The sequence below is a fragment of the Azospirillum humicireducens genome (assembly GCF_001639105.2).
Taxonomy (GTDB): Bacteria; Pseudomonadota; Alphaproteobacteria; order Azospirillales; family Azospirillaceae; genus Azospirillum; species Azospirillum humicireducens.
This window is the reverse complement of the sequence record NZ_CP015285.1, coordinates 715,708-729,564: the sequence shown is the minus strand read 5'-3', so window position 1 is coordinate 729,564 and position 13,857 is coordinate 715,708. Positions and strand designations below refer to the sequence as shown.

The 13,857-nt window shown below is 67.7% G+C and carries 9 protein-coding genes and 1 tRNA gene; 3 read left to right on the top strand and 7 right to left on the bottom strand.

The window, feature by feature from the left end; translation table 11 throughout:
- Positions 1-178 precede the first annotated feature (178 nt).
- Positions 179-2,281, top strand: coding sequence for a methyl-accepting chemotaxis protein (locus A6A40_RS03280; RefSeq protein WP_063634093.1), 2,103 nt, complete (start codon positions 179-181; stop codon positions 2,279-2,281).
- 44 nt (positions 2,282-2,325) lie between these two features.
- On the opposite strand, the gene dusA is transcribed toward A6A40_RS03280, so the two are convergent.
- From dusA to A6A40_RS03245, 7 genes are all read right to left on the bottom strand, one after another.
- Entirely contained in the window at positions 2,326-3,348 is a 1,023-nt protein-coding gene (gene dusA, locus A6A40_RS03275) for a tRNA dihydrouridine(20/20a) synthase DusA (RefSeq protein ID WP_063636099.1), read from the bottom strand.
- Positions 3,349-3,491: 143 nt separating this feature from the next.
- Positions 3,492-3,567: transfer RNA gene (locus A6A40_RS03270), tRNA-Glu, on the bottom strand.
- A 108-nt stretch (positions 3,568-3,675) separates the two neighbouring features.
- Entirely contained in the window at positions 3,676-5,472 is a 1,797-nt protein-coding gene (gene recJ, locus A6A40_RS03265) for a single-stranded-DNA-specific exonuclease RecJ (protein ID WP_063634092.1), read from the bottom strand.
- Between the two features lie 110 nt (positions 5,473-5,582).
- Positions 5,583-7,634: a molybdopterin oxidoreductase family protein gene (locus tag A6A40_RS03260; protein ID WP_063634091.1), complete on the bottom strand. Its 2,052-nt coding sequence runs from the start codon at positions 7,632-7,634 to the stop codon at positions 5,583-5,585.
- Between the two features lie 172 nt (positions 7,635-7,806).
- Positions 7,807-9,105 carry a TRAP transporter large permease gene (locus A6A40_RS03255; RefSeq protein WP_063634090.1) on the bottom strand — a complete coding sequence of 433 codons (1,299 nt, stop codon included), beginning with the start codon at positions 9,103-9,105 and terminating at the stop codon, positions 7,807-7,809.
- The gene (locus A6A40_RS03250) at positions 9,102-9,671 is read right to left on the bottom strand and encodes a TRAP transporter small permease (RefSeq protein ID WP_199275885.1); all 570 of its coding nucleotides are present in this window, start codon (positions 9,669-9,671) and stop codon (positions 9,102-9,104) included. The genes A6A40_RS03255 and A6A40_RS03250 overlap by 4 nt, the downstream gene beginning before the upstream one ends.
- Positions 9,672-9,909: 238 nt before the next feature.
- Positions 9,910-10,932: a TRAP transporter substrate-binding protein gene (locus tag A6A40_RS03245; RefSeq protein WP_063634088.1), complete on the bottom strand. Its 1,023-nt coding sequence runs from the start codon at positions 10,930-10,932 to the stop codon at positions 9,910-9,912.
- Between the two features lie 176 nt (positions 10,933-11,108).
- Here A6A40_RS03245 and A6A40_RS03240 point away from each other — a divergent pair, with 176 nt between their 5' ends.
- Complete coding sequence (locus tag A6A40_RS03240) at positions 11,109-13,223, top strand: PAS domain S-box protein (protein WP_063634087.1); 2,115 nt, start codon at positions 11,109-11,111, stop codon at positions 13,221-13,223.
- Positions 13,220-13,816: a response regulator transcription factor gene (locus A6A40_RS03235; protein ID WP_063634086.1), complete on the top strand. Its 597-nt coding sequence runs from the start codon at positions 13,220-13,222 to the stop codon at positions 13,814-13,816. The genes A6A40_RS03240 and A6A40_RS03235 overlap by 4 nt, the downstream gene beginning before the upstream one ends.
- The last annotated feature ends 41 nt before the right edge of the window (positions 13,817-13,857 follow it).

The window sequence follows — 13,857 nt, the reverse complement described above, 5'->3', positions numbered from 1 at the left end:
GGAACCTTGTCGCCGGGCACGCGATTCACCGGCGGGCAGACCATCGGAAAGGAACCGTGCAAGCGGGATTCGGCTGCACGTACCATAGGGTTAATCCTTGTTAAACCGTATCAGGGAAATATTGATGCAGGGGTTGAATAGCGCCAGGAACAAGGCTGTTTCCGAAAAGGTCAAAACAATGAAAACATTTCTGTCTTCCCTTTCCGTCCGCGCAACGATCGGGCTGATAACGCTTGCGTTCGGCCTGCTGCTGATCGCTCAGAACTCGATCATTCTTGTGGACGCCGTCTCCCGCTATCGCGGCGCCGATCGCGTCGCGACGCTGAGCGTGACAAGCCGGGAACTGTTGAAAACGCTGCTCGCCACCCGGCTGGAACGCGGCCTCGTCACACCCGCCCTGGGAGCCGACAAGACCATCGGCGGCAGCGTTGAGCAGGACCTCGCCAACCAACGCCGCACCTCGTCGGACGGCTACCGAGCCATCATCGCGGCACTCGCCGTCGCTGATCTGCCGGGTGCACCGGCGGCGGCGGACCGGCTGCGCGCCAGTTTCGACAAGCTGGAACAGGCGCGCAAAGCAACCGACGAGGCCTTGAGAAAGCCGCTGTCGGCGCGCGACAAGGGGCTGGCGGATAGCTGGCTGAAGACCCAGAACGATTTCCTCGACGCGCTGGCCACGACCACGGACCTCCTCGACGCAGACATCCGCGATGCGTCGGCCGAAGTCGGCAACCTGCTGACGATCAAGCGCGCCGCCTGGGCGACCAGGCTCAATCTTGGCATCATGGCATTCCGCATCCAGAACGCCATCGGCACCGGGCAGGCCTGGACGCGGGACGATGACCTGATCGTCGCCGACTATCTCGGCCGCGGCATCCAGACCTGGGCGCAGGTGAGCGAATCGGCAGCCCGGCCAGGCACGCATCCGAGCATCCTGGCCGCGATGCAGAAGGCGAAAGGCAATTTCGAGGGCAGCTTCGCCGACCAACGCAAGGCGATCGTGACCGCCCTGTCGTCCGGCAAGCCCTCGCCGGTTCCGTTGGACAAGCTGCGGCCGGAGGAAACGGCGACCCAGGGCTATATCGTCGATGTGGCTCTGGCCGCGGTGGACCGCATCGTCGACCAGTCGGCCAGCGATCTGGACGATGCCCGCTCCGACGCGATTTACGCCCTGCTGCTGCTGCTGCTGACCGCCGGCCTGACGGCGGGCGGACTTGCCATCGCCAACCGCCGCATCGCCCAGCCGATCCGCCGCCTGACCGATACCATGCGCCGTCTGGCCGACCGCGACATGAGCGTCGAGATTCCCGGACTGGACCGTCAGGACGAGATCGGCGGCATGGCTGCGGCCGTCACCGTATTCAAGGACAACATGATCGCCACCGACCGCATGGCCGCTGAACAGGCAGCCGAACAGGCGGCGAAGGAGCGACGCGCCAGCCAACTGGAGGCGTTGATCCAGGCCTTCGACCGGCAGGCGATGCACATCGTCGAACAGGTCGCCGCCGCGGCGAAGACCATGCAGAACACCGCCGGCGCGATGTCCAGCAACGCCGACACCGCAAGCCAGATGGCGACCACGGTCGCGGCGGCGGCGGAGCAGGCCTCCGTCAATGTCCAGACGGTGGCGTCGGCGACGGAGGAGTTGTCGGCCTCCATCCGCGAGATCGGCCGTCAGGTTTCCACCTCCACCCGCATCTCGGGCGAGGCGGTGACGCAGGCCGACCAGACCAACGCCAGCATGCAGGCGCTGGTGGAAACCGCGCATCAGATCGGTGCGGTGGTCGACCTCATCAACTCCATCGCCGGGCAGACCAACCTGCTGGCGCTGAACGCCACCATCGAGGCCGCCCGTGCCGGCGAGGCCGGCAAGGGCTTCGCCGTTGTCGCTTCCGAGGTGAAGGCGTTGGCCACTCAGACCGCTCGGGCGACCGACGAGATCCAGGCGAAGGTCAAGGAGATCCAGTCGGCCACCGCCGGGGCGCAGACGGCGATCCAGGGCATCGGCCTGACCATCGGCCAGATCAGCGAGATCACCACCACCATCGCCGCCGCCATCGAGGAGCAGGGTGCCGCCACCCGCGACATCGCCAGCAACGTGATGGAAGCGGCTCGTGGCACCGGTGAGGTGTCGTCCAACATCGCCGGCGTCACCCGGTCGGTCTCGGAAACCGGATCGGCGGCATCGAACGTCCATGAGGCGTCCAGCGATCTCGCCCGCGATGCTGAGAAGCTGCGCGGGGAGGTGATGAGCTTCATCGCGTCGGTGCGGTCGGTCTGAGACATGGAAACGGGCGTACGATCGCCCACGGGCTTGGAGACCGGTCAGGCAGCCTCGCTGTCCCGGCCGGCCTCCTCCGCCCCCCGGCACCGCACCAAAGCGGCGGCACGTTCGAGCACTTCCGGCCCTGCGCCGGGGCGGTGCGCGTTCTCGGCGATATGGCGGCGGTAGGCACGGGCGCCGGGAAGCCCCTGGAACAGGCCCAGCATGTGGCGGGTGATGGCAGCCAAGGGCGTGCCGCTCGCCATGCGCGCCTCGATGTAGGGCAGCATTGCCTCGATCACCGTATGGCGGTCGGGGCCGGGTGCCCCGCCCATCAGGCGGCGGTCGGCATCGGCCAGCAGATAGGGAGTCTCATAGGCGGCGCGGCCGATCATCACGCTGTCGACCTTGCCCAGATGCTCCTCGGCTTCGTCCAGCGTGCGGATGCCGCCGTTGATGGCAATGGTCAGCTCAGGGTACTCCGCCTTCAGCCGGTGGACGAGGTCGTAGCGCAGCGGCGGGATGTCCCGGTTCTCCTTGGGGCTGAGGCCCTTCAGCCAGGCCTTGCGGGCATGGACGATGAAGTGGGTGCAACCGGCGGCGGAGACGGTGCGGATGAAATGGTCCAGCGTCGGCCATTCCTCCATCTCGTCGATGGCGATGCGCGACTTGACGGTGACCGGGATCGACACGGCGTCGCGCATGGCGCCGACCAACCGGGCGACCAGATCGGGTTCCGCCATCAGGCAGGCGCCGAAGCGGCCGGACTGCACCCGGTCGCTCGGGCAGCCGACATTGAGGTTCACCTCGTCATAGCCCCACTCTTCCGCGATGCGGGCGCAGGCCGCGAGGTCCGCCGGATCCGACCCGCCGAGCTGGAGCGCAACCGGATGTTCCGCCGCGTCGAAGCCGAGCAGCCGCTCGCGGTCGCCATGCAGCACGGCGCCGGTCGTCACCATCTCGGTATAGAGCAGGGTCGAGCGCGATAGCAGACGGTGGAAGTACCGGCAATGCCGGTCGGTCCAATCCATCATCGGGGCGACGCTGAGGGGGATTGCGGTAGCGGCGAGGTTCGGGGCGGTCATCGCGGTCAGCTCTGCTGCGGCCGGAAAGGTCAGGATGGGCGAAACCGGATCGACGGGCAACCGCCGGGCGCAAATCCCGCCAAAAGCAAAAGGCCCGGCTTTGCAGCCGGGCCCATTAATCTTGTCGCACACCTTTGAGAAGGTGGCGTCCCCGACGGGAGTCGAACCCGTGTCGCCGCCGTGAAAGGGCGGTGTCCTAGGCCTCTAGACGACGGGGACGTCGTTCGCGGTGACGCGCTTTCTAAAGATCGGGGCCGGAGAGCGCAAGCGCTTTTTTGCATCCACCGATACTTTTTTGCGCCACGCCCCGCCAACCCGTTGGAAGCTCTACGCCGACCGCGCCGGTGCCGCATCGTCGATCAGCAACTGCACGCCCTCGGCGCCGTTCCAGCGGTCGATCCGCAGCACGCCGGCAAGGTGGAAGGGGGTGCCGCGGCCGGTCAGCAGGGCTTGGCCCATGTCGCTGTCCAGCGCGCGGAAGGCGATGGCCTTCAGGCGGGCGCCGTCGTTTCCCTGCAGGATGCAGCGGACATGGTTGGCGCCCACCACGTCGGCACGCACGACGCGGGCATCGGCGATGGCGAAGCGCGGCTCGGAATTGCCGGTTCCGTAGGGGCCGAGCTTGTCGAGCATGGTCACCAGCCCGACGCTGGCGCCGCCGACCGACAGCGCGCCGTCCAGTTCAAGCGTCGGCACCAGCGGAGCGGCGGAAACCTGTTCGGAAATGCGGCTGTGCAGGAAATCGCGCAGCGCGTCGATCTTGTCGCCGGCCACAGTGAAGCCGGCCGCCATGCGGTGGCCGCCGCCGGCCAGCAGCAGCCCCTCCTGCCGGGCGGCGATCACCGCGGACCCCAGATCGACGCCGCGGACGGAGCGGCCGGAGGCCTTGCCGATGACGGTGCCGTCGGCGGTTTCCTCCAGGGCGACAACGCAGGCCGGGCGGCTGTAACGCTCCTTCAGGCGGGCGGCGACGATGCCGATGACGCCGGGATGCCAGCCGGCCCCGGTGACGAAGACCAGATCGGTCTCCCGCCCGCCCTCGGTGGCGACGCGCTCCAGCGCTTCTTCGAGGACCGCCTGTTCGACGGCGCGGCGTTCGGCGTTGTGGCCTTCCAGACGCTGTGCGAGTTCCATCGCCTCGACCGGATCGTCAGTGGAGAGCAGGCGGGCGCCGAGGTCGGACGCGCCAACCCGGCCGCCGGCATTCACGCGCGGACCCAGGACATAGCCGGCATGATAGGCGTCGGGCTTCTCCTTCACCCCCGCCACGTCGGACAGGGCGGCGAGCCCCGGATTGGCACGGCGTGCCATCACCTTCAACCCCTGCGCCACCAGCGCGCGGTTCAGCCCGGTCAGCGGCACCACATCGCACACCGTGCCGAGGGCGACCAGATCGAGCCATTCCCTCAGATCGGGTTCCGCCCGGTCGTTGTAGAAGCCGGACTGACGCAGCGCACGGTTGACGGCGACGATGGTGAGGAAGGTGACACCCGCGGCGCACAGCGTGCGATAGGCACCGTCCTCGTCCAGCCGGTTGGGATTGACCAGAGCGACGGCGGGCGGCAGGCGCGGTTCGGCGGCGTGGTGGTCGAGCACGACGACCTCAAGCCCGGCATCGGCGGCAGCTTCCAGCGCGGCGAAGGCGGAGATGCCGCAATCGACGGTCACCACCAGCCGCACCCCCTCCCCTTTCAGCCGCAGCAGTGCCGCTGCGTTGGGGCCATAGCCCTCCTTGATACGGTCGGGAACATAGACGCGGATGTCGCCGCCGAGCGCGCGGAAGAACCGGCGCAGCAGGGCGGCGGAGGTGGCGCCGTCGACGTCGTAGTCGCCGAAGACAGCGACCGGTTCACCGTCGCGGATGGCGCGGGCGATACGCTCGGCCGCCGGATCCATGTCGCGGAAGCGCGAGGGATCGGGCATCAGCGCCTTCAGCGTCGGGTTGAGGAAGGTCTCGCAACTTTCCTCGGTGACACCGCGGGCGGCCAGCACCCGGCCGACGATCTCCGGCAACCCACGTCCCTGGGTCAGCGCCTGCGCCTGCCGCTCGTCGCAGGGCCGAGCCTGCCAGCGCTTGCCGGACAGGGAATTGGCGACGTTGAGGAAGGCGGCGGGCTCGGTCATGGCGGTGCTGCGCGATCTCTGTATTGGGGGCACAGCCATAGCAGAGATGGGCGGGCGACGCACGGGTGGGTGTGGACAGGGGTGGGATGTGGGGGATGGAAACGGGTGGCCTACGCCGCCCGCATCCACACCGCCGTGTCGTGGAACGCCGCACCGCCGGCCGGCGGGACCGGCTCCGGCGAGGTCAGGCTGTTGATGCCCATGCCCTCGACGAAGGCGCTGTTCGGCCAGATGCCCTCGACGATCACCACGCCGCGCGGCACACCGGCGAAGGACTTGGCATGGACCACCACGCTGCCCTGCGGGTTGCCCAACCGCACCGCGTCGCCATCGGCCAGACCCAGCCCCGCCGCGTCGTCGGGGTGGATCAGGGCGGTGGGACGGCCTTCGCGCTTCTGGGCGGTCAGCGTCTCGGTGAAGGAGGTGTTGAGGAACTGGCGGGCCGGAGCGGTGACGAGGCGGAACGGGTGCTCGGCATCGGCGTCGCGGCCGGGTGGCATGTGGTCGGGCAGAGCCGGCATGCCGCCATAGGGGCCGAGCGCCGCCCAGTCGGGGGCGAAGCGGAACTTGCCGCCGGGGTGGGCGAAGCCGTTGAGGAAATGCGAGGTCTCGAAATCGGGCTGGGCGTCGATCCAGCGCTGTTCCGTCAGCGTCGCCGCATCGCCGAGGCCGGACGCCTTCAGCATGGCGTCGACGATCTCCAGCGCGGTCATGCCGAAGCCGGGATGCTCGGCGCCGACGCGGCGGGCGAGTTCGGAGATCACCCAATGGTTCTCACGCGCCTCGAACTGCGGTTCGATCACCTTGCGGCCGATCAGGATGTGCATCTGGCCGCCACCGCGGTAGATGTCGTCATGCTCCAGGAAGGTGGTGGCGGGGATCACCAGATCGGCCAGCTTGGCCGTGTCGGTCATGAACTGCTCATGCACCGCGACGAACAGATCCTCGCGCAGGAAGCCCTGGCGGACACGGGTCGAGTCCGGGCAGATCGTCACCGGGTTGGTGTTCTGGATCAACATCGCCGTCACCGGCGGGCCGCTGGTCAGGTCGCGCGGGTCGCCGGTCAGCACCGCACCGATGCGCGACTGATCGAAGCTGCGCACCGACTTGTCGAGGCGGTCCAGCCCCTCCGACAGGGTCTTGTCCAGCTTGTAGATGCCGGACGAGCAGTAGAGTGCGCCACCGCCCCTGTGCTGCCAGGCGCCGGTGACCACCGGCAGGCAGGACACGGCATGGACCTGCGCCGCCCCGTTGTGGGCGCGCGACAGGCCGTAGCCGACGCGCAGATAGCTGCGCTTGGTTGTGCCATAGAGGCGGGCGAACTCCTCGATCTCCGCCACGGTCAGGCCGGTGATCCCCGCCGCCCATTCGGGCGTGCGGGCGGCGAGATGCGCCTCCAGCCGGTCGGCGCCGGCGGCGAAACGGTCGAGATAGGCGCGGTCGGCATAACCGTCGCGGAACAGCACATGCATCACCGCGCAGGCCAGCGCCCCGTCGGTGCCCGGCCGCAGCATCAGGTGCAGGTCGGAGACCTCGGCCGTGCCGGTGCGGTAGGGGTCGATGGTGACCAGCTTCGCCCCGCGGCCCTTCCGGGCGCGGCTGACATGGGTCATCACGTTGACCTGGGTCGCCACCGGATTGCCGCCCCAATTGACGATCAGGTCGCTCTCCGCCATCTCGCGCGGGTCGGCGCCGCGGATGTCGCCATAGCCGGCAAGCCAGCCCATGTTGGCCGGCGTGTCGCACACCGTGCTGGTCTGACGCGAATAGCCCTTGGCGTGGCGCAGGCGCTGGATGCTGCCGCGCTGCACCAGCCCCATGGTGCCGGCGTAGAAATAGGGCCAGACGGCTTCCGGGCCGTAAGTGCGCTCGGCGGTCAGGAAGGCGTCGGCGATGCGGTCCAGCGCCTCGTCCCAGCCGATCTCCGTCCACTGGCCGGAGCCCTTGGGGCCGGAGCGCAGCAGCGGCGTCTTCAACCGGTCCGGGGAATGCACCCGCTCGGCATAGCGGCTGACCTTCGCGCAGATGACGCCGGCGGTGTAGCTGTTCTCCGCAGCACCGCGCACCTTGCCGATGCGGTCGGGGGCGAGGCGCTCCACCTCCAGGGCACAGGTGCTGGGGCAGTCGTGCGGACAGGCTGAGGGCAGGAACTGGGCCGACAAGGCTAACCTCTGGTATGGCTGGCGGCGGGAATGGCGCAAGTTTAGGCCCGGCCTCGCGCCCGCATCAATGCACAACAATGTATGGGTACAATAAAGAAGGACCGCGAAGTCCCGTTCCGGACTTCGCGGCCCCATCCGCTCGGGCGACTAACCCCCCTGACGACTTGCGGCTTTACATCACGCCGATCAGGCGCGGGAACCACAGCGAGATCGCCGGCACATAGGTGACGAGGCCGAGGAAGATCAGCATCGTCAGCAGCCACGGCCACACCGCCACCGTCAGTTCGGTGATTCCCATCTTGGTGATGCCCGATGCGACATAGAGGTTCAGGCCCACCGGCGGGTGGCACATGCCGACCTCCATGTTCACGATGATCAGGATGCCGAAATGGACCGGGTCGATGCCCAGCGACATCGCCACCGGGAACAGGATCGGCGCCATGATCAGGACGATCGACGACGGCTCCATGAAGTTGCCGGCGGCCAGCAGCACAATGTTCACCACCAGCAGGAAGACCCAGACGCTCAGATTCTGGCCCTGGATCCAGGCCGCCATGTTCTGCGGGATCTGCTCCGACGTCATGACGAAGGAGAAGAGGACCGCGTTGGTGATGATGTAGAGCAGCATCGCCGACATGCTGGCGCTGTCCAGCAGCACCTTCGGCACGCGGGTGAGCGGCATGTCGCGGTAGATGAACACCGCCACGATGAAGGCGTAGACCGCGGCCATCGCCGCCGCCTCGGTCGGGGTGAAGATGCCGGAATAGATGCCGCCCATCACCACGACGATCAGCAGCAGGCCCCAGAAGCTCTCGCGGAACGCATGCCAGCGCTGGCGGGCGTTCGCCTTGGGCAGGCGGGGATAGCCGAACTTGCGGGCGCGGTACCAGGTGGTGAAGCCGAGGAAGGCCGCCAGCATCAGGCCCGGCACCACGCCGGCCAGGAACATCTGGCCGATGGAGGGTGCCTGCGGATGGCCGGTGGTGGCGACGCAGTACATCACCATCACGATCGACGGCGGGATCAGGATGCCGAGCGCGCCCGAGGTGGTGACGACGCCGGCGCCGAAATTCTTCGGGAAGCCCTGCGCCACCATGGCCGGCAGGATGATGGAGCCGATGGCGACCACCGTCGCCGGGCTGGAGCCCGACACCGCCGCGAACAGGGCGCAAGCCAGCACGCCGGCCATGCCGAGGCCGCCATGCCAGTGCCCGACCATGGAGGTGGCGAAGTTGATCATGCGCCGGGCGACACCGCCATGGGTCAGGAAGTTGCCGGCCAGGATGAAGAACGGGATCGCCATGATCTCGAACTTCTCGATGCCCGTGAACAGCTTCAGCGCCACCGCGGCGACCGGCACGTCGGTCATCAGGAACAGGAAAGACAGAACGGTCAGGCCGAGCGAGATCGAGATCGGCATGCCGGTGAGCATGAGGGCAATCAGCAGCCCGAAGATGATGAGCGCGTTCACGCCGGGCCTCCCTCGTTGGCGGCTTCGACCGGGTCGATACCGTCGACCTGGGCATGATCGTGGTGGGGCAGCTCCCCGGTCCGGATGAAGGTCCAGGCGACCTGCAGGAAGCGGAAGCACATCAGGTAGGAGCCGAGGGGAATGGCCAGATAGACCAGCCACATCGGCAGTTCCATGTCGGCCGACACCTGCTCGGTCTCGGCGATGTGGTAGACGAAGTTGGCGCCGAGAGTACCGACGACGCCGGTGAACAGGGCGCCGGCCAGCAGGCCGAAGACGACGAAGCGGCCGCGGATGTCCGGACGCAGCCGGTTGATGACCACGTCCACGCCCACATGGATGCCGGTGCGCACGCCATAGGCGGCGCCGAACTTGGCCATCCACACGAACATGTAGATGCAGACCTCCTGGGCCCAGGCGAGGTTCCAGTGGATCACGTAATCCTGGATGAAGGCCACGCCGGACAGGTAGCGGTGCATGACCGCCACGAAGATGACGAGCGTCGCCGCCGCCATGAGGGTCGCGATCAGCGTCTCCTCGAGGCGGTCGAGTATTTTCATAAGCATGTCTGGGGGATCTCCCGGTCGGCGGAGATGGTGTCGGGTACCCTGGAGAGCCGCGGCAAAACCCGCGGCGCGCCATTCGGCCGTCATCCCCGCGAAGGCGGGGATCCAGGTGGCTGCCATAGCGAAAGCATTGGGAAAGCTGGATTCCCGACTTCGCGGGATTGACGGCCGAGCGAGACGGATGCCGGTTCGGTGCAGGCGCGCCTTGCAGCGGGAAGACGCGCCCGCCCTCAAGCCCTTACATCTTGAAGCCGGCGGCGGCGGCTTCCTTGTAGATCGACTCGATCAGGTCCTTGCCGACGCGGGACTCGGCGTCCTTGTGGACCGGCTTCAGAGCCTTGACCCAGGCTTCGCGCTCTTCCTTGGTCTGGGTGTGGAAGGCGGTCTTGCCCGAGGCCTTCATCTGGGCCAGCGAGACGTCGTTCTCGTTCTGGGCGATGTCGTTGGCGTAGGCGGTCGCCTCCTTCATCGCGCCTTCCAGCCCGGTGCGGACGTCGGCCGGCAGGCCTTCCCAGAACTTCTTGTTCACGATGACCGCATAGCCGAGATAGCCGTGGTCGGTCAGCGTAGCGTTCTTCTGAACCTCGTGCATCTTCTGGGTGTACATGTTCGACGGCGGGTTTTCCGTGCCGTCGACGACACCGGTCTGCAGCGCCTGGTACACTTCCGAGAAGGCCATCACCTGCGGCAGGGCGCCCAGCGCGCGCATCTGGGCGTCCAGCACCTTGGACGACTGGATGCGCATCTTCAGGCCCTTCACGTCCTCCGGCTTGATGACCGGCTTGTTGGCGCTCATGATCTTGAAGCCGTTGTCCCAGTAGGCCAGGCCGATGATGCCCTTGGATTCAAGCTTCTGGAACAGCTGCTTGCCGATCGGACCCTCGGTCACGCGGCGCAGGACGTCCTTGTTCGGGAAGATGTAGGGCAGATCGAAGACCTCGAATTCCTTCGCGCCCAGCGGACCGAACTTCGCCAGCGACGGAGCCAGCATCTGCACGGCGCCCAGCTGCAGGGCCTCGAGTTCCTCCTTGTCCTTGTAGAGCTGGCTGTTCGGATAGACCTCGACCTTGACCTTGCCGTTGGTCGCCTTCTCCGCAAGCTCCTTGAACTTCTCGGCACCCTTGCCCTTCGGCGTCTCCGGAGCGACGACATGGCTGAACTTGATGACGATCTGGTCCTGGGCCCAGGCCGTGGACAAGGCCATCGGCGCCGACATCATGCAGCCTACCGCCGCCGCGCACAGGAGCTTCACGAGTTTCATAGGTGCGTTCCCCTCTGGTGTCGATTATCTGTGGGGCGGAATGTTCCGCCCTGAACTTGTTGCGCATTGTTCATGATCCGGCGAATTGCGGCTATTGTGGATATCCGCAGAGTCGGCCTGTCCCACTTTCGTCCGGCCCCATCATCGTCGTCCTCCACACTTTCGTGTCGATCGTCATGCCCCTGCCCTATCGCAACTCTGGCTCCGCCGCCCCGCCCTCCTCCCGGTCCGGGCGGGCGGTGCCGCATGCCATGCCGCTGGTGGCGATGGCGCTGGTCGTCGTCCTGCTCGGCGCCTTCCTGTGGCTGCTTCAGCGCAACGAGCGGGACGAGGAGGCTCTGGCCCTGATCAAGGACGCCCTGTGGGTGGAGCAGAACCTGCATTTCCAGCTGGCATCCGACGAGGACAAGCTGGAGAGGCTGGCGGAAACTCTGGGCCGGACGGAAGTGGACCTGCGGCAGTTCGCCGCAATGGCCCGGCTGGTGGTGAACACCAACCCGGCGATCGAACGGGTGCTGTGGCTGGACGCCCAGGGGCGCACGATGCTTGCCGAGCCGCCGCTGCCCCGGGACGGGACGCCGGGCGCCGACGGCCCGCCCGACGACAGCCTGACCCGCAACGACGCCATGCGCATCGCCCGGTCCTCCGGCCTCAGGGCCTATGGCCCGCCCTACCGGATCGACGCCACCGACCGCGGTTTCGACGTCGCCTTCCCGCTGTTCCGCGACGGCGCCTTCGTCGGCGCGCTGGTCGGCGTCTTCTCGTTCGAGGCGATGCTGACCCACCATGTCCCCTGGTGGTTCGCCCAGCGCTACCAACTTGAGGTCATAGACGTCACGGGGACGGTGCTGGGGGCGAAGTCGCGCATGGTCGTGCCGGGCTCCATGGCGGGTCCGGCCCCCGACCCGGCGCGGAGCCACGTCATCCCCTTCGATCCGCCCGGCCATGGTTTGGCGCTGGTCGCCACCGCCTATCCCAGCGACTCCAACGTCACGCGCACGGTCCTGGTGGCGGCGATCTTCGCGCTGACCGGATCGGCGCTGTGGAGCCTGTGGTCGCTGCGCCGCCACATCGCCGGCCGCCTGCGCGCCGAAGAGGCGCTGCGCGAGGAGCATGCCTTCCGCAAGGCGATGGAGGACAGCCTGACCGTGGGCATGCGCGCCCGCGACCTGGAAGGGCGCATCACCTACGTGAACCCCGCCTTTTGCCGGATGGTCGGGCTGGAGCCCGAGGCGCTGGTCGGATGCGGTCCGCCGATGCCCTACTGGCTGCCGGAGGAGATCGACCGGGCGGAGGCCGCCCTGCAGGACGTGCTGGCCGGCCGCGCACCGGAAACCGGGCTGGAGATGCGGTTCCGGCGTGCCAACGGCGAGCGGTTCGACGCGCTTATCTACGAAGCGCCGCTGATCGACGCCAACGGGCGCCAGACCGGCTGGATGGGCTCCGTCCTCGACATCACCGAACGCAAGCATGCCGAGGAACTGGCCCGCCAGCAGCAAGAGCGGTTGCAGCAGACCTCCCGCCTGATCACCATGGGCGAGATGGCCTCCACCCTGGCGCATGAGCTGAACCAGCCGCTGTCTGCCATCGCCAGCTATTGCACCGGCTGCCTGAACCGCCTGCGCTCAGGCCGGTTCGACACCGACGAGGTGGCGGCGGCGCTGGAGAAGCTGGCCGCGCAAGCCAAGCGTGCCGGGCAGGTGGTGCGGCGAATCCACGACTTCGTGCGCAAGCGCGACCCGAACGTTGCGCCCTGCTCGCTGGCCCAGGTGCTGGAGGATTGCGTCGGGCTGACCGGCGCCGATGCCGCCCGGCTGGGCGTGCGGGTGGAACTGGACGCCCCGGCCGACCTGCCGCCGGTCACCGGCGACCGCATCCTGCTGCAACAGGTGGTGCTGAACCTGATGCGCAACGGGATCGAGGCGATGGCCCGCACCCCGCGCGGCGACCGCCGCCTGACCGTCACCGTCCGCCAGGAGGGCGGGAGCGACGGAGCCGGGGACGGCGTGCTGCTGACGGAGATCCGCGACCGCGGGTGCGGTGTCGCGCCCGATATGGCGGAGCGTCTGTTTTCCCCTTTCTTCACCACCAAGCGCGAAGGTATGGGGATGGGCCTGAACATCTGCCGCTCCATCGTAGAGCACCACCGCGGCCGGCTGTGGTTCGAACCGGTGGCGGCGGATGGCGGCCCGGACGACGCATCGGCCGGGACCCGCTTCCTGTTCACCCTGCCGGTGCATGCCCAACCCTCGGGCCGCATTTCAGACCAAAGCGCAGAGGCCGCAGAATGACCACGCTCCACATCGTCGACGATGACGAGGCCATCCGCGACGCGCTCGGCTGGCTGTTCCAGTCGCGCAACGTGCCGGTGGCCGGGTGGCCCTCCGCTGAGGCCTTCCTGGAGGCGTGGAGGCCGGAGATGGCCGGCTGCCTTCTGCTGGACATCCGCATGGAAGGGATGAGCGGATTGGAGCTGTTCGACCGGTTGCTGTCCAGGGGATGCCGGATGCCGGTGATCTTCCTGACCGGCCATGGCGACGTGCCCATCGCCGTCAACGCCCTGAAGAAGGGGGCCCGCGATTTCGTGGAGAAGCCCTTCAACGACAACGAGCTGGTCGACCGGGTGATCGATGCCCTGGCCTTCGACGCCGAACAGCGCGAGCGCGAGGCGGGTCAGGCAGGCCTTGCCGCAAGGCTGGCCACCCTGACCCAGCGCGAACGGCAGGTGATGGAGCTGGTCGTCGCCGGCCGCCTGAACAAGGTCATCGCCGACGAGCTCGGAATCAGCATGCGCACGGTGGAGGTCCATCGCAGCCATGTGTTCGAGAAGATGCGGGTGAAGACGGCGGTGGAGCTGACCCGTCTGCTGACCGGCGCCGCATGAGCGGAACCGATCCGGACCGACTCGGCCCCCCGTCTCTCCAG